Origin of the sequence: Streptomyces sp. NPDC048434 (assembly GCF_043200375.1) — a bacterium.
Taxonomy (GTDB): domain Bacteria; phylum Actinomycetota; class Actinomycetes; order Streptomycetales; family Streptomycetaceae; genus Streptomyces.
The window spans coordinates 260,689-280,089 of record NZ_JBICXQ010000007.1 but is presented as its reverse complement, the minus strand read 5'-3'; the positions used below and the strand labels follow the sequence as shown (position 1 = coordinate 280,089).

Below are 19,401 nucleotides of genomic sequence, written 5' to 3'. Positions count from 1 at the left end.
CCGCATGCAGATGATCGTCGTGATGAAGTTGACCGAACCGAGGATCGTGCCGAAGCCCGAGAAGGCCAGACCCATGATCCACATGTCCGCGCCGATACCGGGGGAATGCACGGAATCGGAGAGCGGCGCATACGCGAACCAGCCGAAGTCCGCCGCCCCTTGAGGCGTCAGAAATCCGCCCACGGCGATCAGCGAGCCGAAGAGATAGAGCCAGTACGCGAACATGTTCAGCCGGGGAAAGGCCACATCGGGCGCGCCGATCTGCAGCGGCATGATCCAGTTCGCGAAACCGGCGAACAACGGCGTCGCGAACATCAGCAGCATGATCGTGCCGTGCATCGTGAACGCCTGGTTGAACTGCTCGTTCGACAGGATCTGGTGGCCCGGACGGGCCAGTTCGGCGCGCATCAGCAGCGCCATCAGTCCACCGAGGCAGAAGAAGGCGAACGCGGTGACCAGGTAGAGCGTGCCGATCGTCTTGTGGTCGGTGGTCGTCAGCCACTTCACGGGAGATTTCATGCCCGGTAGGTGTCCGGAGCCGCCTCGAACATCACCGCCGGCGAGCGGTGAGGGGCCCGCACGGCCGGTGGGAAGTCTCACCCCGGAACGGTGTGAAGATGGGGGCCGTGCCGGACACCAAGGGTTCATGAGCACGGACGACGCCTTCGCCGAGGCCTATCGCGCGCACTACTGGGCGGTCAGCCGCTTTGTGGCGCGGCGGCTGGACGGGCAGGCACACGAGGTCGAGGAAGTGGTGGCGGAGGTCTTCTCCATAGCCTGGAGACGCCGCGCCGAGCTCCCCGATGCGCCGCTGCCCTGGCTGTACGGGGTGGCCCGGAACTGTCTGGCCAATACGGTGCGGGGGATGGGCCGTTACCGGCGGCTGCTGCACCGGCTCGGCAACCACGAGGCGGCGCACCGGCGGCAGACCGTGGAGAGTCCGGACGCGGAGCGGCCCGGCTCCTGGGTGCACGAGGCACTGGCCCGGCTCTCACCCGCCGATCAGGAGGTGCTGCGCCTGACGGCCTGGGAGGAACTGACCATCGAGGAGCTGGCGGTGACCCTCGGGTGCGGGCAGAGCGCGGCGGCCATGCGACTGCACCGGGCGCGCGGCCGGCTCCGTACGCAGATCGAGCGGATGCGGCCGAGAGGCACCACCCGGCCCGATGCGCCCCCGCCGCGATCCGGCGCGCCCCCGTCGTCGCCCCCCTCACAACCGGCGCCCACACCACGCCCGGCGGCCCCCCGCCCCGTACCGACCCCCGTCTCCCCCCACCCCGTACCGACCCGAGCGGGAGGCCGCCGCCATGACTGAGGAACTGGAGCTGCTGCGGCAGGCCGACCCCGTCTCCGCCGACGAGGGGCCCTGGCGCGACCGCCCGCTGACCCTGCGGGCCGAGGCCCGGCTGCAGGCGTTGACGGCCGGGGACGTGCCCCGCGGCCGTCCGCGTCCCGTACGCCGACGCCGTCTGGTGATGGGCCTGACCGCCGTGTCGTCGGCCGCCGTCGCCGCCCTGGCACTCACCTTTTCCGGCGCCGGCAGCAGCCCCGCCGTCGCCGCGCCCGTCGCCCTCGCCCTGCATGCCGATGCGCCGTCCGTCTCGCTGGACGTCCTCGCCCGCAGGGCGGAGGCCAGGGCGCGGACGGCCGGTGCCGCGGACGGGCCGCGCCGGGGCAGCCATCTGCAGAGCTGGTACATGAGCATGGAGTCGGGCCCGGACGCCGCGCCGCCGGTCACCGTGCCCGAGGAGCGCATCACCCGCTGGCACGACGACGGCAGCGGCTCGGAGCTGGTCGTGGCCACCGACCCCCGGCACCCGGGCCGCCCGGTGATCCACGACAACGACGGCCACTGGCAGACCGTCAGTGACGGCAAGGTACTGCACCGCAAGACCTACCCGGCGGGCTCGGAGGGCCAACACAGCGGCCTCGCCTCCCGTACGAAGCCGTCGACGGACCCCGCGGCACTGCGCGAACAGCTGTCGTGGCTGTACGGCGGGCCGGACGGCACCCGAACGACCCCGCAGCTCCTGTCGGCGCTCTCCTCCTTCCGCCAGGAGTGGACCCCGGGGCCGCGGGAGACGGCCGCCGTCGTCCGGATGCTGGCCGATGCGGGCGGGCTCCGGCAGGCGGGCGTGGTCACCGACCGGCTGGGCCGGCGCGGGCAGGCGTATGTGTACGACGGCCCCGACGGCGCCACGAACTCGACCCGCCAGATGGTGATCCTCGATCCGCGTACCGGCGAACTCCTGGGACTGGAGATCACCTTCACCAAGGACGAGCCGGACTTCAAGATCACGTCGGGGGAGGTCATGTCGTACGAGGCGTGGATGCCTTGAGGGGGCGGTCCACCGGCCGGGCCGGGCGGCGCACCGCGGGCCCGGGTGAAGGACCGGGTGAAGGCCCGGCCGGCGGTCCCGCCCGAGTGGCGGGGCGGGCGGTCATGGCTGATCCTTGAGGGAACGCGACGATCCACATCGGCGCGGCGGTGCAGTGCGCTGCCGCGCCGTCTTCGTGTCCGGCCGCGGCGCTCCCGCCTCCCGGCCGCACCGCGCCACCACGCGTGGCGCAGCTCACAATCCTCCGATGGTTGCAGCAGATCATCGCGATATGGATCACAGACATAAGTGCCACGGATTGTTGAACGGCAGGGCGTTTCCCCTGCAAGGAGCGGGTATACGGCCACCTGCGCGGTCGTCCGCACACCGTCCGTGATGATCCGTTCTGCCCCTATGGTCGACCTTTGCCCGTCGCCCCCCATGGCGGGCTTCGGCCCGCCACCCCGTGGCGGGCGGAATCATGTTGTCGTCCAAAGAGAGCGCAGGCGAGCGAGCACGTGCCGACGCAGTCCCCCGTCGCACCCGGGCCCAGTAACCCCGCCGGCAGCCGTGCCGGCAAGGCATCCGATCCGCAGCGGGAGCGGGCGGCGGATCCGGCGTACCAGACATCGGACGAGGTGACCGTCGTCGATCCCGCGATGGTCAAGCGTGCCGTGTCGGCGGCCGCGCTCGGCAATGCGATGGAGTGGTTCGACTTCGGCGTGTACAGCTACATCGCGGTCACCCTCGGACATGTCTTCTTCCCGTCCGGGAGTCCGACCGCGCAGTTGCTGTCGACGTTCGGAGCGTTCGCGGCGGCATTCCTGGTCCGTCCCATCGGCGGCATGGTCTTCGGACCGCTCGGCGACCGGATCGGACGGCAGAAGATCCTCGCGATCACCATGATCATGATGGCGGCGGGCACCTTCGCCATCGGCCTGATCCCGTCCTATGCCTCCATCGGCGTCGGGGCGCCCGTCCTGCTGCTCGTCGCCCGCCTGGTGCAGGGCTTCTCGACCGGTGGCGAATACGGCGGTGCCTCCACCTTCATCGCCGAGTACGCGCCGGACAAGAAGCGCGGATTCCTCGGCAGCTGGCTGGAGTTCGGCACCCTGGCCGGCTACGTCGGCGGCGCCGGCCTGGTCACGCTGATGACCGCGCTGCTGTCCACCGACGACCTGAACTCCTGGGGCTGGCGCATCCCGTTCCTGATCGCCGGACCGATGGGCATCATCGGCCTCTACCTGCGGATGCGGCTGGAAGAGACCCCGGCCTTCGCCCAGTTGGAGAAGGAAGCACGGACGAAGGAGAAGGAGCGCCGCGAGACCGAGAAGCGGATCGGCATCCGCGAGATGATCTTCGGTCAGTGGCGGTCGATGCTGCTGTGCATCGGACTGGTCCTGGTCTTCAACGTCACGGACTACATGCTGCTGTCGTACATGCCGAGCTATCTGACCTCGGAGCTGAAGTACGACGCGACGCACGGACTGCTGGTCGTGCTCGCCGTGATGGTCCTGATGATGGGCGTCCAGCCGTTCGCCGGCCGGCTCACCGACCGCTTCGGCCGCCGCCCGGTCATCGCCGCGGGCTGCCTCGGCTTCCTGGTGCTGTCCGTGCCCGCCCTGCTGCTGATCCGGCAGGGGTCGCTGGTCGCCATCGCGCTGGGCATGGCCGCGCTCGGACTGCTGCTGGTCGCCTTCACCTCGACGATGCCGGCCACGCTGCCCGCGCTGTTCCCGACCAAGGTGCGCTACGGCTCGCTGTCGATCGGCTTCAACATCTCCGTGTCGCTCTTCGGCGGTACGACGCCGCTGGTGGTCACCGCCCTGATCGGCGCGACCGGCAACAAGATGATGCCCGCCTACTACATGATGGCGGCAGCCGTGATCGGCGGCATCGCCGTCCTGCTGATGTCGGAGAGCGCCCGCAAGCCGCTGCCCGGCTCCCCGCCGGCCGTCGAGACCGAGGCGGAGGCGCGCGAGATCCGCAGCGCGGCCAGGGCCGAGTCGGTGGCCTGACCGCTCAGTTCGCTGCACCAGGCATACGAGGGCCCGGCCGGATACTTCCGGCCGGGCCCTCGGCCGTTCTTCCGGGCGTACGGAGAGGAGCCGCCCGGGGCTGCTCCCGGCACGGCGCGGAGTGTGGGCGCGGGGCCTGTCACGGCCGGGCGTGCCGGGGCGGGAACCAGCCATGGGGCCGGCGCCGTCTGTGTCGCTGGCGATCACATGGACCGGCGAGCGGTAAACGGGGGACGGGGGACGGACTATGGGCATGGTGGCGGAGGCGGCTGCCACGGTGCGTACCACTGCTGGGCGGCGGCGGGCGCTGCTGGTGGTGCTGATGTTGCTGGCCGTGCAGCTGGTGTCGCTGGCCCGGCCGGCGTACGCCTGTGGCTGCGGGGCAATGGTGCACGACCCGAAGACGACGATAGCGGTGAACCGCGAGACCTCGGTGGTGCGCTGGGACGGGAAGTCCGAGCAGATCGTCATGAGCCTGACGGTGGACGGCACGGCGCCGGACGCCGCGTGGATCATGCCGGTACCGCACCGGGCCACCGTGCGGCTCGGCGACCGCGAGCTGTTCGACCGGCTCACCGCGCTGACCGCACCCGCCGTTGAGCCGCGCCACTACTTCTGGCCCCGCAGCGGCGACTGGCCCTTCGGCGGTATGTCCGACAGCGCCGGGGCCCCCGCTCCCGGCGCCAGCGGCCCGGGGGTCGGGGTGGTCGGCCGCGAGCGCCTGGGGCCCTTCGACGTCGCCCGGCTGACCGCCACCGACCCGGCGGCATTGCGCAACTGGCTGAAATCCAACGGCTTCCAGCTCCCCGCCTCGCTCACGAGCGCGCTCCGCCCGTATGTGACGCAGCGATGGGAGTACGTGGCGATACGGCTGGCCCCGGCCGAGGCCCACCGCCCTCTGACAGGGACCCTCGAACCCTTGCGGCTGTCCTTCGCCAGTGACCGGCTCGTCTACCCCATGCGGCTCTCCCGTCTCGCCAAGACACCGCAGTCGCTGGGGCTTTACGTCCTCGCGCCGCACCGGATGGAGCCGCGCAGCGCCATCGGCGGCGCAAAGCCCGAGGTCTTCTTCGCGGGACGGATCACCCCCCGAGGGGCGCTACGCGACCTCGGCGGCTCCCACCGGACCTTTCTGACCGCCATCGACCAGCGCTTCCCACAGCCGCAGCACATCACCGGCGACCACGAACTCCTCCGCACCGCCGAGGACACCCCGTATCAGCGGGTCACGTACGAGGATGCACTGCTGAGGGTGGGCGGCGTCCCGGCCTGGATGGTGACGGTCGGCGGACTGCAGGTGCTCCTGACGGCGGTCACCGTACTGGTGATCGGGCTGCGCAGACGCCGTCCCGGGACACCGCCCGTGGGGGTGCGGGTACCCCCACCGCCGGGGTGACCGGGCCAAAAGCGCCCCGCCTCACACCCGCGCGCCGGCCCGGCGGAACGCACCCGGAGTGACGCCGAAGCACCGTACGAACCAGCGGTGGAAGTGGGCCTGGTCGGCGAAGCCCGCCTCGGTGGCCGCCTCGGCCGTGGGGCGGCCGTCGACGAGCAGTGTGCGGGCGCGGCGCAGGCGCATCAGCCGCTGGAAGTCGCTGGGCGCCATCCCGTACTCGGCCCGGAACGCCCGGTAGAGCGCAAAGCGGCTGCACCCTGCGGCGTCGGCGAGCTCCTGCGCGGTCAGCGGCTGGTCGTAGGCCGTGACGAGCAGATCGCGCACCCGCCGGGCGGCCCTGGCCTGCGCCCCCACGGGCAGTTCGCGCGGTCCGGCACGCACGGCGCCGCGGGACGCATTGCGCCGCACCATGGCTTCGACGGCCGCGGTGAGCCGCTCCTCCCGCACCAGGGGCTCCGCACCTCCGACGAGCGCCGGGTGCAGCCGGCGCAGGGCGCGGGCCAGCACGGGGTCGTCGACCACCGGGCGGTCGAACAGCGGCATGGCGCCCCGGCCGTCGGTCACATCGTCGAGCACGGCGCGTACGACGTCCGGCCCGATGTGCATGATCCGGTAGGTGAAGCCGAGTTCGACGGCGGACTCTCCGTCATGCGGGTCGTCCGGGTTGAACGCCATCACCATGCCGACGGCGCTGGTGTGGCCCGCGCCGCGGCAGGTGAAGCGCTGGGCGCCGGCCTCCGTCACGGCGAACGAATAGGCGTCATGGCTGTGCGGGTGGAAGACATGGCGGACGAAGTGCGCGTGCATCGCCTCCAGGGGCCGCTCAGGATCACGCCAGTAGCGTGCCCAGTCCCCGTCGTGCTGCCTGCTCATCATTCCAGTCTGCCGCGCCGCACCAGCGTTCAAGACGGTGGTCCGGATGCCGGACGAGACTCCCCGTATGACGACCGCACCGACCACGACCGCTTCCCCCGCCACGGCCCCTGCCGAGCCCGCAGCGGTGCCGGCCCCCTTGCGCTTCGACACCAAGATCGCCGTGATCGTCCGGGACGACCTCGCCGTCTGGCAGAAGCTGAACGTCACCGCGTTTCTCGCGAGCGGCCTCGCACACGCCTCCGGCGACATCATGGGCAAGCGCTACGAGGACGCCTCCGGACACGACTATCTGGCGCTGTTCCGCGAGCCGGTGCTGTGCTACACCGCCGATTCCCGGGGGCTGTCCCGTACCCATGCCCGAGCGCTCAGCCGTGCCGTACCGACCGCGCTGTACACCGCCGGGATGTTCACGACGGGGAACGACGACGACAACCGGGCGGCGGTGCGGGCCGTGGCCGCCGACGCCCTCGATCTGGTGGGACTCGCCGTCCACGGACCGCGCGGCATCGTCGACAAAATCACCAAGGGGCTGAAGCTGCACGGCTGAGCGGCCGCGCCATCCGGCCCTGACCTGAGCCCCCTTCACGCCATGCGGCACGATGGGCGGTATGAGCATCGTGAAGATCAATGCACTGACCGTGCCCGCCGAGCAGCGCGAGGTCCTGGAGAAGCGCTTCGCGTCCCGCGCCGGCACGGTGGACTCCTCGGACGGCTTCGAGTGGTTCGAGCTGCTGCGCCCGCAACGGATGCTCTGATGTACCACTGTGCCGCTCGCGGCCACTGACACTCCGCTGACACCCTATGAGGCAAGATGGACGCATGAGCGTAGTCAAGATCAACGTGCTGACCGTCCCCGCCGAACAGCGGGAAACCCTGGAGAAGCGCTTCGCCTCCCGCGCCCACGCGGTTGAGAACTCCGACGGCTTCGAGTGGTTCGAGCTCCTCCGCCCGGTCGAAGGCACCGACAACTACCTGGTGTACACACGGTGGCGTGACGAGGAGTCGTTCCAGGCGTGGATGGAGGGGCCCATGAAGGCGGCCCACCAGGGCGGTAGTGACCGACCGAAGCCTGCCGCTAGCGGCTCTACCGTGTGGTCGTTCGAGGTAGTACAACAGGCCAAGCCGAAGACCGCCTAGCCTCATCATCCGTCAAACCTTTGCTGTCATCCGCTAAGACGTCGTCTCTTATGGCGAGTTTGTTCGTTGAGCCGTGCATGACGGATCTGGTTGAGCGGTTGGTGCCGGATGAGTTGTGGGTGTTGTTCCGGCGAGTGGTGCCGCCTACGGAGTAAGGCGTCCGCAAGGTGGGGGCAGGCGTTGGGCTGGTGACCGTGAAGTTCTGGCCGCGAGCTGGACTGGTCGCGATGCGCGATCGACTCCGTCAGCGTCCGGGCGCTTGTGCTCGATTACGGGTAGCCGGTGGGCTGTTGAGGAGTGTTTCCAGACCGCCGAGCAGGAGTGCAGCCTGGACGACTATCAGGTTCGTCGCTATCCCGGCTGGCATCGCCACATGACCCTGGCCATGGCCGCCCACGTCTGCCTGACCGTCCTGCGGGCCAGAATGCAGTATTAGGGCGGGTCCTACATGGTGAGGCGGTCGAGCCGCTTGTAGTAGCAGCTGGCGGCGGCGAGTGCGAGAGATCCGACCTTTCACCAGAGACTGACACCCACGCTCGCATCAACGGCTGCGCCAAGGTGCAGCCGTACGCGCCGCCATCTAAGGCCCGGAAAGGAAGGTCAGGTTCGTCCTGGCCAACTCACGCAACATGGGCGCGAGCATGCGCCCCATATCCACCAGACCGACCAGGCTGACCCTGGTCAGGGCTTCACACACTTGGGGGAATTGTCCTGACACCAGCCGCCGGACGGGTGGCTCATCTCGTAATAGCCTTGGACGAGGCCGACTATCACGGCGAGCGAAAACGCAAGACAGGCGAAGATTCCCACCCAAAAGGCTATTTTTGCGCCCTTGTTTCGACTGAGGGCGGCGAGACGCCCTTTCCGCGACTGAGGCGCAGACTGTTTCGATTCATTCGGATCCCGCGGTTCCCGTGGCTTACCAGTGTGACGGCCAACATATAGAGGTTTCATACCGTTGTCCTCATCTGCCCTGAACTCCCTTTAACGTCGAAGTCGTGGCCCAGTCCAGTGGTGTTGAGGTGAGCGAGATCCGCCTGTTCCAATGACATCTCGAACGGTCCACCAAATGCCTCTTGAGTTCTGCGATGTTCGCTGGGAATTCCCCAGTCGTACCGCTTCTGAACTTCCACGTGGTAGGTGACTTCATTTCCATGCTTCTCGCCGACTGTCCGGTACTGAAAGTGATTCAGCCCGTAATACCAGTCCATACTCTTGTCCCCATCCTTGGGGTTCGGTGCGGTCGACTGCCATTCAGTGGTGAAGGGGCCGTCTGGTCGCTTGCTGACGTCATGATCCATGGTCTTGTCGAGGTCTCTTTGAAACTGCGGGATATCCTTCATCATCTGCTGCGGTTGGACCTCGACCGGCTCACCATTGCCGTCCAGGAAGTGCTGGACTAGCCCAGCAGTCGTCTTCCAGCCCCTCATATTCGCCATCGCGCCAACATTATTCAGCTGATTGCGCACCATCCGATCCTTCAAGGTGGGCTCGGAGACGTTGTACCGTCGGTCCTCCGTCTCGAAGTTGCCGACCGTACCGAAGATCACCTTCAGGCTAGCGGCTATCCATTCGTCGTTTTCAGTAGCCGTACCGATCACCTTCTTGGCTCTCTCTTCGAGCGAATCAGCGATGATGCGCTTCTCCTCGTCGAGACTTTCCGAGCCTTCAGGCGCAGTAGGGTCATATCCCGCCATACGCTGGATGCTGCCGTCATCATTGATCAGCAAGCCGTGGCCGAACGCTTCTTCTTGCAGCGCACAAGCTTCTTTTTGCAGGCCCTCGAACCCTTTGACGCCACCGCTACCCTTTGAGCCGTCGGCCTCTTCGTCGAGAAACCTACGCAGACTCATCACTTCGGTATCCAGGGCGTCGATTGCCGTCTGTATTCGATCACAGTAACCCTGTGCCTTGCTGCCGCCCGCCCCCCGCCATTGATCGTCATGGAGCTTGCGGACCACATCGTCATGGAAACCTTCGCGGGCTTCCTTGATTTTCCTATGTACGCGGCCCCATCGGTCTGCGAACGTCTCCAGGCCGGAAACGTCCAATTCGATAATCTGAGTAAAGGTAACCATTGCGTGTCCTGCTCGTTAGCGGTAGATGTTGAAAAACGAGGACTGGACCCGATCCTCATTTTCTTCGTAAGCATCCGCGCTGATCCGGAAGTTATCGGACGCAGTGTCCAGTCGGCCGGTGACCTCCTTCACGAGTGCTTCCCAGCGACTTTGCATGTCGTCGATACTTTGCGTGAAGGCCCAGCCGGAAGCCGCCTTACTCAGGCCGTCGTTGGCATCCATGGCTGCGCCCCTGGTCATGCGAATCGTCTCGACTGCGACATCACAGGCATCGGCTCTGCTGCGCAGGAATGATGGATCGACCCCCACGTCAGGATCCTTGCCCCATGGGGCCGGCGGTTGAGGTCTCGGCCCCGGTGAAGGAGAGGGCTCAGGACTTGGGGAAGATCCTGGCGGGGAGGGTGACGGGCTGGGGGCAGGAGTTGGGCCGGGGGAAGGACCGGGGCTCATGGTGTAGGCCAGCCTTGGGTCAACACGGTCATTCATCGCCATCTCCTCGAGTCGTCGTTCCAGCCCTGTCCCCAACAGGCACGGGATTGATACCCCATAGGGCCGCCCTGCTGCGGAACAACTCACTGTAGTATTGGCGAGTTGGCATGTCAGAGGCGGCTGGGCAGCTGCCCGCCGTCGGCCACCGCCTTGTGGCCGAATAGCGGCTTGCGTGCAGCAGCCTGGAAGACGCCACAGAGAGGGTGTGGACGTACACGTCATCTGCTTCCGGCAACTGCACCTTGTGGCAGCCAGCCGACTCACCCAGCTGTACGGCAGCCTCCATAAGATCGTGTGCCACTTGGCCGGTTGACTGTTGTACTGGGCATTGGGGGTGGGCGTTGGGGATGGATCGTTCCGGACGGATTGTGGGAGATCGCACGACCGCTGTAGTCGGCGGCTCGGGTGTGGCTGCAGGGCGGTGGAGTCGCGAACATCGATGATGAGGCGGTGTTCGCCGCGATCATCTATGTACTCGTCAGCGGCTGCGCCTGGCGAGCGCTGCCACCGTGTTTCGGGGCGTCGAAGTCGACCGTGAAGCGCGGTTTGTCATCTGGTCCCGCACGGGGTCTGGGCCCAGCTGCACCAGAGGGTTCTCCAACTCCTGGACGAACGCGACCTGGTCGACCTCTCCCGCACAGTCCTCGACTCCGCCCAGGTCCGCGCAAAGGGGGCGAACTTGCAGGTCCGAGCCCCGTGGACCGGGGTAAGCCCGGTCCCAAGACGCGCGTCCTGTCCCCAACGCGAACGGACCGCCCCCAATCGTCGGACTATCCGCGGCCAACACCCACGACGGTCGGCAACTACCTGGCCTTTCTCCGATTGGTAGATGCCCTTTGCCGCTACAAACGACTCCGCAATCTGACCTGAAGGACAGGGTCTAAGCGTCATCTTCAGAACGGAAAAGCGGGGTCAGTCGTGTGTGCACCGACTTTCGGCGACCGACCGCCGGCGCGACAAGGACAGCAGTGAGTGTCTGCTCGACATAGGAACGCTGCTCCGGAAGCGTCAGATCGTCCCAATCAGCCCGCAAGTCAACCGGCTTACCCAACGAGGCATACTGATGCTTGATCCAGCGATTCCGGTCTCGCACCAGACGGCGCTCCTGGGCAGTGAATTCCTGGAGCATCGCAAAATACGCTCCTTGCTGAGCATCCGTTTCCTGCGGGCTTCCTTGGCATCTTCGATGTCCTCACGGACGCGCGTCAGCTCCTCCTCCCCCTCCCAGTCCCCGCCTTCTCGGCGTCCGGGCCTGGGATCTTGGTGCCACCACCGCACCCGCCCTGGCCCTTGTCCGGGCATGCGTAGTAGAAGAATCCATCTGGCTTGTTCGCGCTCTTCGGCGCCTTGATTGCCCTATGCGCTGTACCGCAGTCATCTTTGTCGCATCGAAGAGTTCCTGTGAGCAAGTACTTCCGCGAGTTGTGCCCACTCCCCGGTGCCGTGTTGTCGCCGATCACCTCCATGAGCGCTTTCCACTGCTCCTCGGTGATGATGCGCTCCCACTGCCCTTGTACGGGCTCGCCGTCGTCGCCGTAGACTATTTCCCAGCGCTCGTTCTCGCTGCCGGTGTCCGGGTTGAGTACGCGAACCTTGCGGGAGCGGATCCCGCAGATACGTGGATTCCGCAATACCGCCTTGAGCTTGGTTGTGCTCCAAGTGCTTCCCCGCGGCATGGTCACACCCTGCTCGTTCCAGCGCACGCAGGAGGCCCGTACCGGAGCGCCCCCAAGGATGCCGAGTGCTGCTGCCCGTAGAAGCTTCGCCTCGGTCGGGTGCAGGGTGCGCTTGTCGTCGTTCCAGCCGAACGGTCGGGCTCCGCCTGTCGGGATCCCTTCGCGCTCCAGAGCCCTGTGCTTGCGGCGCACCCGCCTGGAGGTGTCGGCGGACTGCTTGTTGCTCATCGCCACGACGACTCGCGCCGTGGCACGGCCGTTTTCCGTCAACAGGTCAAGGCTGCCGTTGATGTCGATGATCGGCCGCCTGTGGCGCTCAACCACGTCGATGGCGTCCTCCAGATGACGGTTGTCGCGCGTCAGGCGGTCGATGTCGTAGACGATCATTCCGTCTAGGCGCGGCCCATCATGCGTCCGACCTGACTTCAGGTCCTCCAAGGTCCTTCGAAGACAGGACGCACGACCCTGTAGACCGTCCGCCCGTCGGGCAGCCGCACTCGCTTCTTGCGCCAGGCGGACGTGTCCGGCTCGTAGTAGACGTGCACGCACGAGCCACCACGCCGGCTGATGAAGTCGCGGCCGTCGCGCTCCTGTTCCTTGGTGCTCTTGATGTCCCGCCCCGTGAGGGCACCGACCAGTACCTCGTCTACACCCGGTGGCGGGACGAGGAGTCGTTCCAGGCGTGGATGGAGGGCCCGATGAAGGCCGCGCACCAGCAGGGCGGCGGCGGCGAGGGCGGCGAGCGGCCCAAGCCCGCCGCGTCCGGTTCCACCCTGTGGTCCTTCGAGGTGGTGCAGCAGACCGGCCCGAAGCAGGGCTGACCGCCCTCCGGCGGCGTCACTCAAAACCCGTTGCGCGGCGCGCCGCCCCGGCCGCCACAATGACGCCATGAGTGACGCCGCCACCCTCCGCCTCCCCTGGGCCGTCTCCCCCGAGCCGGTCGGTTCGCCGGACGCCGAGGCGCTGTTGCGCGAGTACTACACCGAGGTGGCCGACCGGTACTTCACGCTGCACGAGGGCCGCAGCTCGACTCCGGAGGAGATCGACGAGGGGATCGCGGAGTACCCCAGCGCCGATCTGACGCCGCCGAACGGCGTGCTGCTGGTGGCCCGCCACGGCGAGGTGGCGGCGGGCTGCGTCGGCGTGCGGCTGCTGGACGCACGTACCGCGGAGCTCAAGCAGATGTTCGTACGGGCCGCCCGGCGCGGCCGGGGCGGTGCGGGCGTGCTGCTCACGGCCGCCGAGCGGGTCGCGGTGCAACTGGGCGCCGAGCGGATCCGGCTGGACACCCGGCGGGATCTGGTGGAGGCCGTCGCGCTCTACCGGCGGCACGGCTTCGTGGAGATCGATCCGTACCACGAGGACCCCTACGCGGAGGTCTACTTCGAGAAGCGGCTGGACGGGGGCCGCTGACCGGCAGTGCGCCGCACGAGCACCCGCACCCCGCCGCGGGGCTCCGCCGGCCGCTGCCAGCCGTCAGCTCTCCCCCTCGACCGTGCTCACTTCGCCAGGTCGGGTGGCCGTGGCGTGTGCGGAGGGGTACGCGGCAGGGGACGGCGGGCATCGTCGTGGTGCGGCTCCTCCGCGTCCGAGCCGCACAGCCCCTCCGTCAGCTCCCGGACGAGTGCGGTGAGGTCGGTGGGCCGGTCCTTGGTCCACCAGTCGCCCAGCATCTCCGCGAGCGACTGCTGACGGGCCGCCGAGAGCCGGTCGGCGGTCTCCCGTCCGCTGTCGGTGAGCCGCAGCAACAGCCCGTCGCGGGTGACGAGTTTGCGTTCCTCGATCTGCCGGATGCTCGCGGAGATCACCCCGAGCGGCACGGTGCTGCGTTCGGCGAGCAGCGCCGGTTGCACCGAGCCGTGGCGGTGGATGCGCAGGATCAGCCAGCCCGCGGCGGGTTCGAGGTCCAGTCCGGCCCGTGCGGTGATCTTCTCGTAGATGTGCTTACGGCCTTCCCTGCTGCCGAGTTTGGACAGTGCGCGGGCGCATTCGTCGTGTGAGGACCGCTCGACGGGGTTGGAGGAGAGCACCTCGCTGGTGTCGGGGGCGGTCACGCTGCTGCGCAGCGGCTCCTCCCTGAGGAACCAGGCCAGGACGAACGCGACCAGGACGACAGGGGCGGCGTAGAGGAAGACATCGGTGATCGAGACGGCGTAGGCGTGGAGGACGCCGGACGCCTGCCCGGCCGGCAGCCGGGTGACGGTCCGCGGATCCTCGGCGATCTTGGACGGGTCGACGCCCGGCGGCAGTTGCGTTCCGGCGACGGCGTCGGCGATCCGCGGCCGGAGGTGGTTGGTGAAGAGCGTGCCGAAGAGGGACACGCCGAACGAGCCGCCGATGGAGCGGAAGAACGTGGCACCGGAGGTGGCGACGCCCAGGTCCTGGTAGGCGACGGCGTTCTGCACGATGAGCACCAGCACCTGCATGACCAGGCCGAGTCCGAAGCCGAAGACGAAGAAGTAGGCACTCATCTCGGTGACGCTGCTCGACGGGTCGAGCCGGTGCAGCAAGAGCAGACCGAGCGCCACGACGCCGGTCCCGGCGATCGGGAAGACCTTGTAGTGGCCGGTGCGGCTGACGATCTGCCCGGAGCCGGTGGAGGCCAGCAGCATGCCGACCACCATCGGCAGCATGTGCAGCCCGGACACGGTCGGCGAAACCCCCTGCACGACCTGCAGGAACGTCGGCAGATACGTCATCGATCCGAACATCGCGAAGCCGACGACGAAGCCGATGACGGCGGTCAGTGTGAAGGTGCGGCCCCGGAACAGGCGCAGCGGCAGGACGGGTTCGGCGGCCCGGCGCTCGACGACGAGGAACGCCCCCAGCAGCACCACGCCGAGCGCGCCGCATCCCACGATCTGCCAGGAGCCCCAGGGGTAGGTGACGCCACCGAGCGAGGTCATCAGGACGAAGCAGGCGGCGACCGCGGCGATCAGGACGGTGCCCAGGTAGTCGATCCGGTGCGGGGTGCGGCGGCGCGGGATGTGCAGCACGGCGGCGATGACGGCGAGCGCGACGATGCCGACGGGGACGTTGATGTAGAACACCCAGCGCCAGCTGAGGTGGTCCACGAACAGCCCGCCGAGCAGCGGTCCCAGGACGCTCGTCCCGCCGAAGACGGCACCGAACAGGCCCTGGTACTTGCCGCGTTCACGGGGCGGCACGATATCGCCGACGATCGCCGTCGACAGCACGATCAGGCCGCCGCCGCCCAGCCCCTGGAGGGCCCGGAAGGCGATCAGCTGCCCCATGTCCTGCGCGATTCCGCACAGCACCGAGCCGATCAGGAAGATCACGATGGCGGTCTGGAACAGTTTCTTGCGACCGTACTGGTCACCGAGCTTGCCCCACAGGGGAGTCGCGGCCGTCGCGGCCAGGAGGTAGGCGGTGACCACCCAGGAGAGGTGGTCGAGGCCGCCGAGCTCACTGACGATCGTGGGCAGCGCGGTGGCGACGATGGTCTGGTCGAGCGCCGCGATGAGCAGGCCGAGCAACAGCGCGCCGATCGCCACCAGGACCGTCCGCCGGGACCGGTCCTCGCCAGGAACGGCAGGAGCGCTGGTGTCCTGCGCCATGAGCGTCTCCCTCTGTTCCACCAGGCCGCCCTTTCCGTTGCGGAGCGCCCTTCGGGCTTCTTCCATCCTGGGCGGTTCGGCCGGATATGGCCCGCCGAACGGCGTTGGGCATACGGGGCCGTTCAGGGGACACCCGCCGTATGCCGTACGGATGTCTTCGAGCGCCTGCGCGAACGGGTGCGTCCTCTGGATAATCGCTGCCGGTTCGATGCCTCCAGGGAGGGGACCCGCTCGTGACGGCACCGGCATGCCCGCACTGCTTGGCCCCCGTACGCGGCGACGGCCGGCCGGCCTGCCTGTGTGCGGCGGTCGATGCGGACGACTTTGATCCGCTGCGCATTCGGCCGTACGTGTCACTGCCCGACGAGGACGACGCCGGCGACCACGCGCACGATGCCGACGTCGGGCCGGGCGGCACCCTCGTGGGCCGGGGCGACCGGCTGGACGACTTACCCGGGGTGGACGCGGCGGTGCACAGGGCCGGCGGCCCCTCACCCGTCGACGACTCCGCCGGTCCGCCTCGCTTACCCGTCTTACCCGACCCGTCGGCCGCCGCGGCCCCGTACCGGGCTTCCGGCCCTGCCGACGCCGAGCCCCTGTTTCCCGCGGCGCGGCGCCGCCCCGGCCCGACCTCCCGGACGTTCAGCGCCTCGGAGCGGGAGCCGGCCGCCGGCGTCTCCGCTCCCGGCCGCCGGCGCACCCTGCCGGCCGTACTGGCGGCCGCCGGTGCCGCGGTGGCCGCCGCCGCGGTCCTGATCACCACCGATGCGCTGTCCGGCGGCACTCGCGACCGGGCGGCGCCGCCCGGCCCCGGCCCCGTCTCCCCCAGCGCGGACCTCCCCACCGGCGACGCGCCCGTCCCCACGCGGAGCGGCGTCACCCCCTCCCGCTCCGCTGCCCGCTCGCCGTCGCCGTCCGCCACCGGCCTCCCCGGCCCCTCGGCCGGCGTGAAGTTCTCCCGGGCCGGGCAAGCGCCTCCCCCCGCCCCCACCCGGGCATCCGGCAGCGTCACGGATTCCCCCGGCGGTCCCGGCCCCAGCGCCCCGCCCACCGGGCCGATCGTGCTGCGCGAAGGAGCCGGCGGTCCGGAAGTGGCCGAGCTGCAGGGGCGGCTGCGGCAACTGGCCGTCTACGCGGGCCCGGACGACGGTCACTACGACGCGGAGGTGCGGGCCGCCGTCTCCCGCTACCAGCACGCCTACGGGGTGACGGGCGACCCGGACGGCGTCTACGGCGCGCAGACCCGGGCGTCCCTGGAGTCCCGCACCCGCGAGCCGTAAGGCCCCGTCCGGATCCGCCGGACAGGCCCCGGCCAGGTGCGCTGACCAAGCCCGGGTTGTCGGCACCCGGATACGTTTTGTATCGTACGAAAACAAAGTGGTTCCGCCCGCTCTCCCTGACCGGCGGGCGGAGCCGCTTGTCTTCCGCACGTGCGATCCGCACCGTCCGCATGCGGCCGCACCGTCCGTATGCCCGTAGCGCCCAGGAGCCCGCCGATGACGGCCATCACCACGCTCACCGCCCGCGCCCTGCTGCTGGACATGGACAGCACGATCGTGAACTCCGAGGCCGTCGTCGAGCGCTGCTGGCGCCGCTGGGCCGCCGAGCAGGAGCTGGACGCGGACGAGGTCCTCAAGGTCGTCCACGGCCGGCAGGGCTGGGCCACCATGGCCGCGCTGCTCCCGGACCGCCCGATGGAGCGCAACCTGGCGGACAACCGCCGGATGCTCGCGCAGGAGACCTCCGACACGGACGGCGTGGTGCCGGTCCCCGGCGCGCCGGCCTTCATGGCCGCCCTCGCCGCCCTTCCGCACGCCTTGGTGACCTCCGCCGACATCCCGCTCTCCGACGCCCGGATGGGCGCGGCCGGGCTGCCCATGCCCGCCGTGCGGATCACGGCGGAGAGCGTGAGCGCCAGCAAGCCCGACCCGGAGGGCTTCCTCAAGGGCGCCGCCGAGCTGGGCCACGCCCCCGAGGACTGCCTGGTCTTCGAGGACTCCGAAGCGGGCATCGAGGCGGGCCGGGCGGCCGGGATGCGGGTGATCGGCGTCGGCGACCGGGCCGCCGCGTTCGCCCCCACCGCGCAGGTGCGCGACCTCACCGGGATCCGTGTCGAGGCGCTGGCGGACGGCCTGATCGCGGTGCACCTCACGGGCTGAGACCCGCGCCGGGAGCCGGCCGCGGGGCGAGGTACGAGCGCCCACGAGGAGCCCCCGCACCCCAGCAGTCCTCCCGCCCTGCGAACGCCTCAGCCGGCGATCGCCTCGTACAGGCTGAAGCCCGCCAGCAGCAGCATCACACCCGCCGCGATCTTGGTGATGAGCTTCAGCGGCACATACTTCATGAGCGTACGGCCGCCCAGGATGCCCAGGCCCGCCACCGCCCACAGGGCCAGCACGGCGCCGACGCCGACCGAGAGCCAGTCGTCGTAGCGGGCCGCGAGGTTGGCGGTCATGATCTGGGTCAGATCACCGAACTCGGCGACCAGAATCATCATGAAGCCCGCCCCGGAGACCTTCCAGAAGCTCTGGTCGGCGGGCTTCTTCACCTCTTCCTCGTCGCCGTCCTTCCGGAACAGCAGCACGGCGGCGCCCGCCAGGAAGAGGACGCCGACCACCCCCTGTACCCAGCGGTGCGGGAGCAGCGTCAGCACGCTGCCCGCGGCGATGGCGAGCGCCACATGCACGAGGAAGGCCGCGGCGACGCCGACGAAGACGTACGAGGCGCGGTAGCGGGTGCCGAGCATCAGGCCGGCGAGGGCGGTCTTGTCGGGCAGTTCGGCGAGGAAGACGACGCCGAAGACGACGGCGGCGACGGTGAAGCTGAACACGGGGTGGATACCTCGATCGGTCGGGCCGCACCAAAGGGGGCCCGGGAAAGGGGTCGCTTCGGCACGGCAGCGTCAAACACTGCGGCCGAAGGTCTCGCTGGCGCGGTACGGCTGCGTACCGCGCTCCGGGCGCCGGCTCGCCACGACGGGCGGGCAGTATGTCGACGGTCCGGCAGAGAGCTACTCCCCTTCTGCTGCCGTCCAGGGTACGCGGTGCAGCCTTCCGCGCGCGACCAGCTCCAGCACCGTCGCACAGGCCGCCACCTGCACCGTCAGCAGCGCCACCAGCACGAACAGCTGCACCGCGCCTGCCTGTACGGGGGAGGCGCCGCCCAGCAGCATCCCGACGAAAGCGCCGGGCAGTGTGACCAGTCCCACGGTCCGGGTCTGGTCGAGCCCCGGCAGCAGGGCGTCCGAAGCGGCCGGGCGGGCGACCTCCATCCGTGCGTCGCGGTCCGGCAGCCCCAGCGCGAGGCCCGCCTCGAACTCGCCGCGCCGGGTCTCCAGCTCGTCCAGCGCCCGCCGCCCGCCCAGGACGGTGGCGGTCAGCGCGCCGCCGATCAGGATGCCCGCGACGGGGATCAGGGTCAGACCGCGCGGCGGCACCAGGCCGGTGAGCAGCAGCAGACCGACGACCGGGACGACACCGATGGCGATCGGTGCGGCGGCCCACCACCAGGTGCGGTTCTGGGTGATCCGGCGGCCGGCGGTCCGTACCGCCACCAGGAACATCAGCGCGAGGAAGCTCAGCAGCCAGGGGAGGGCGTGCACCACCCAGCCGATGAGGTAGGAGACGGCGGCGAGTTGCGCGGCGGCGCGCAGTCCGGCGACGGCGATGGCCCGGGCATGGCCGAGGCGCGCCAGTGCGGCAATGGCCACGGCGGCGGCCAGCAGGACGGCGAGGACGACCCCGAGGGTGGCATTGACCGGCAGCAGCACGCGCTCACTGTAGGGCGGCGACCGGGGGCGCATGCGCGGGAGCGGTTCAACCGGAGTGCCGTGATG

General features: G+C 69.2%; 20 protein-coding genes and 2 pseudogenes. 13 read left to right on the top strand and 9 right to left on the bottom strand.

The features are described 5' to 3' along the window. On the bottom strand, positions 1–519 hold a 519-nt coding region (locus tag ACGFWI_RS11445), incomplete at its 3' end, for a cbb3-type cytochrome c oxidase subunit I (RefSeq protein WP_393905710.1). 127 nt (positions 520–646) lie between these two features. Here ACGFWI_RS11445 and ACGFWI_RS11440 point away from each other — a divergent pair. From ACGFWI_RS11440 to ACGFWI_RS11425, 4 genes are all read left to right on the top strand, one after another. Next, positions 647–1,315 (top strand): RNA polymerase sigma factor, encoded by a 669-nt coding sequence (locus tag ACGFWI_RS11440; RefSeq protein ID WP_393905709.1) that lies wholly within the window; start codon positions 647–649, stop codon positions 1,313–1,315. After that, complete coding sequence (locus tag ACGFWI_RS11435; RefSeq protein ID WP_393905708.1) at positions 1,308–2,339, top strand: CU044_5270 family protein; 1,032 nt, start codon at positions 1,308–1,310, stop codon at positions 2,337–2,339. Before ACGFWI_RS11440 ends, ACGFWI_RS11435 begins: the two co-directional genes overlap by 8 nt. Positions 2,340–2,956: 617 nt before the next feature. Continuing rightward, positions 2,957–4,336, top strand: a complete 1,380-nt coding sequence (proP, locus tag ACGFWI_RS11430; protein WP_393905731.1) for a glycine betaine/L-proline transporter ProP — start codon at positions 2,957–2,959, stop codon at positions 4,334–4,336. A 322-nt stretch (positions 4,337–4,658) separates the two neighbouring features. Then, a complete protein-coding gene (locus tag ACGFWI_RS11425; RefSeq protein ID WP_393905730.1) occupies positions 4,659–5,732 on the top strand; it encodes a DUF2330 domain-containing protein in 1,074 nt (357 codons plus the stop codon). 21 nt (positions 5,733–5,753) lie between these two features. On the opposite strand, the gene ACGFWI_RS11420 is transcribed toward ACGFWI_RS11425, so the two are convergent. Then, positions 5,754–6,605, bottom strand: a complete 852-nt coding sequence (locus tag ACGFWI_RS11420; protein ID WP_393905707.1) for an AraC family transcriptional regulator — start codon at positions 6,603–6,605, stop codon at positions 5,754–5,756. Between the two features lie 139 nt (positions 6,606–6,744). On the opposite strand from ACGFWI_RS11420, the gene ACGFWI_RS11415 reads away from it, so the two are divergent. The 4 genes and pseudogenes from ACGFWI_RS11415 to ACGFWI_RS11400 all read left to right on the top strand — a co-directional run. Continuing rightward, on the top strand, positions 6,745–7,155 hold the full coding sequence (locus ACGFWI_RS11415) for a DUF2000 family protein (protein WP_393905729.1): 411 nt from the start codon (positions 6,745–6,747) through the stop codon (positions 7,153–7,155). 61 nt (positions 7,156–7,216) lie between these two features. After that, on the top strand, positions 7,217–7,363 hold the full coding sequence (locus ACGFWI_RS11410) for an antibiotic biosynthesis monooxygenase family protein (RefSeq protein ID WP_393905706.1): 147 nt from the start codon (positions 7,217–7,219) through the stop codon (positions 7,361–7,363). Between the two features lie 64 nt (positions 7,364–7,427). Beyond that, positions 7,428–7,745, top strand: a complete 318-nt coding sequence (locus ACGFWI_RS11405) for an antibiotic biosynthesis monooxygenase family protein (RefSeq protein ID WP_393905705.1) — start codon at positions 7,428–7,430, stop codon at positions 7,743–7,745. A gap of 259 nt (positions 7,746–8,004) precedes the next feature. Continuing rightward, positions 8,005–8,181, top strand: a pseudogene (locus ACGFWI_RS11400) (IS701 family transposase); the annotation flags it as partial. A 514-nt stretch (positions 8,182–8,695) separates the two neighbouring features. Here ACGFWI_RS11400 and ACGFWI_RS11395 read toward each other — a convergent pair. Both ACGFWI_RS11395 and ACGFWI_RS11390 read right to left on the bottom strand, forming a co-directional pair. Further along, complete coding sequence (locus tag ACGFWI_RS11395) at positions 8,696–9,823, bottom strand: hypothetical protein (protein ID WP_393905704.1); 1,128 nt, start codon at positions 9,821–9,823, stop codon at positions 8,696–8,698. A gap of 15 nt (positions 9,824–9,838) precedes the next feature. Then, the gene (locus ACGFWI_RS11390) at positions 9,839–10,132 is read right to left on the bottom strand and encodes a type VII secretion target (protein ID WP_393905703.1); all 294 of its coding nucleotides are present in this window, start codon (positions 10,130–10,132) and stop codon (positions 9,839–9,841) included. Positions 10,133–10,639: 507 nt separating this feature from the next. Between ACGFWI_RS11390 and ACGFWI_RS11385 the strand changes: the two are divergent. Further along, positions 10,640–11,136: pseudogene (locus ACGFWI_RS11385) on the top strand (transposase); the annotation flags it as partial. 56 nt (positions 11,137–11,192) lie between these two features. Here ACGFWI_RS11385 and ACGFWI_RS11380 read toward each other — a convergent pair. Next, a complete protein-coding gene (locus ACGFWI_RS11380) occupies positions 11,193–11,441 on the bottom strand; it encodes a hypothetical protein (RefSeq protein WP_393905702.1) in 249 nt (82 codons plus the stop codon). 76 nt (positions 11,442–11,517) lie between these two features. Continuing rightward, complete coding sequence (locus ACGFWI_RS11375; protein ID WP_393905701.1) at positions 11,518–12,537, bottom strand: recombinase family protein; 1,020 nt, start codon at positions 12,535–12,537, stop codon at positions 11,518–11,520. A gap of 41 nt (positions 12,538–12,578) precedes the next feature. Here ACGFWI_RS11375 and ACGFWI_RS11370 point away from each other — a divergent pair, with 41 nt between their 5' ends. Next, positions 12,579–12,809 carry an antibiotic biosynthesis monooxygenase family protein gene (locus ACGFWI_RS11370; RefSeq protein ID WP_393905728.1) on the top strand — a complete coding sequence of 77 codons (231 nt, stop codon included), beginning with the start codon at positions 12,579–12,581 and terminating at the stop codon, positions 12,807–12,809. A 67-nt stretch (positions 12,810–12,876) separates the two neighbouring features. Then, positions 12,877–13,401 (top strand): GNAT family N-acetyltransferase, encoded by a 525-nt coding sequence (locus tag ACGFWI_RS11365; RefSeq protein ID WP_393905700.1) that lies wholly within the window; start codon positions 12,877–12,879, stop codon positions 13,399–13,401. 86 nt (positions 13,402–13,487) lie between these two features. Here the strand turns inward: ACGFWI_RS11365 and ACGFWI_RS11360 are convergent, their stop codons facing one another. After that, entirely contained in the window at positions 13,488–15,566 is a 2,079-nt protein-coding gene (locus tag ACGFWI_RS11360; RefSeq protein WP_393905699.1) for a DHA2 family efflux MFS transporter permease subunit, read from the bottom strand. Positions 15,567–15,799: 233 nt separating this feature from the next. Between ACGFWI_RS11360 and ACGFWI_RS11355 the strand changes: the two genes are divergently transcribed. Both ACGFWI_RS11355 and ACGFWI_RS11350 read left to right on the top strand, forming a co-directional pair. Then, positions 15,800–16,846, top strand: coding sequence for a peptidoglycan-binding protein (locus tag ACGFWI_RS11355; RefSeq protein WP_393905698.1), 1,047 nt, complete (start codon positions 15,800–15,802; stop codon positions 16,844–16,846). Positions 16,847–17,062: 216 nt separating this feature from the next. Continuing rightward, positions 17,063–17,725, top strand: a complete 663-nt coding sequence (locus tag ACGFWI_RS11350) for an HAD-IA family hydrolase (protein WP_393905697.1) — start codon at positions 17,063–17,065, stop codon at positions 17,723–17,725. Between the two features lie 89 nt (positions 17,726–17,814). On the opposite strand, the gene ACGFWI_RS11345 is transcribed toward ACGFWI_RS11350, so the two are convergent. Next, the gene (locus tag ACGFWI_RS11345) at positions 17,815–18,396 is read right to left on the bottom strand and encodes a TMEM165/GDT1 family protein (RefSeq protein WP_393905696.1); all 582 of its coding nucleotides are present in this window, start codon (positions 18,394–18,396) and stop codon (positions 17,815–17,817) included. Between the two features lie 180 nt (positions 18,397–18,576). Beyond that, positions 18,577–19,335 carry an ABC transporter permease gene (locus ACGFWI_RS11340; protein ID WP_393905695.1) on the bottom strand — a complete coding sequence of 253 codons (759 nt, stop codon included), beginning with the start codon at positions 19,333–19,335 and terminating at the stop codon, positions 18,577–18,579. Positions 19,336–19,401 lie beyond the last annotated feature (66 nt).

What these genes read in the sequence shown, in the direction of transcription:
- ACGFWI_RS11360 (WP_393905699.1), bottom strand. Translation starts at nt 15,566, where the DNA reads ATGGCGCAGGACACCAGCGCTCCTGCCGTTCCTGGCGAGGACCGGTCC.
- ACGFWI_RS11395 (WP_393905704.1), bottom strand. Translation starts at nt 9,823, where the DNA reads ATGGTTACCTTTACTCAGATTATCGAATTGGACGTTTCCGGCCTGGAG.
- ACGFWI_RS11405 (WP_393905705.1), top strand. Translation starts at nt 7,428, where the DNA reads ATGAGCGTAGTCAAGATCAACGTGCTGACCGTCCCCGCCGAACAGCGG.
- ACGFWI_RS11350 (WP_393905697.1), top strand. Translation starts at nt 17,063, where the DNA reads ATGACGGCCATCACCACGCTCACCGCCCGCGCCCTGCTGCTGGACATG.
- ACGFWI_RS11425 (WP_393905730.1), top strand. Translation starts at nt 4,659, where the DNA reads ATGTTGCTGGCCGTGCAGCTGGTGTCGCTGGCCCGGCCGGCGTACGCC.
- ACGFWI_RS11365 (WP_393905700.1), top strand. Translation starts at nt 12,877, where the DNA reads ATGAGTGACGCCGCCACCCTCCGCCTCCCCTGGGCCGTCTCCCCCGAG.
- ACGFWI_RS11435 (WP_393905708.1), top strand. Translation starts at nt 1,308, where the DNA reads ATGACTGAGGAACTGGAGCTGCTGCGGCAGGCCGACCCCGTCTCCGCC.
- ACGFWI_RS11410 (WP_393905706.1), top strand. Translation starts at nt 7,217, where the DNA reads ATGAGCATCGTGAAGATCAATGCACTGACCGTGCCCGCCGAGCAGCGC.
- ACGFWI_RS11420 (WP_393905707.1), bottom strand. Translation starts at nt 6,605, where the DNA reads ATGAGCAGGCAGCACGACGGGGACTGGGCACGCTACTGGCGTGATCCT.
- ACGFWI_RS11380 (WP_393905702.1), bottom strand. Translation starts at nt 11,441, where the DNA reads ATGCTCCAGGAATTCACTGCCCAGGAGCGCCGTCTGGTGCGAGACCGG.
- ACGFWI_RS11440 (WP_393905709.1), top strand. Translation starts at nt 647, where the DNA reads ATGAGCACGGACGACGCCTTCGCCGAGGCCTATCGCGCGCACTACTGG.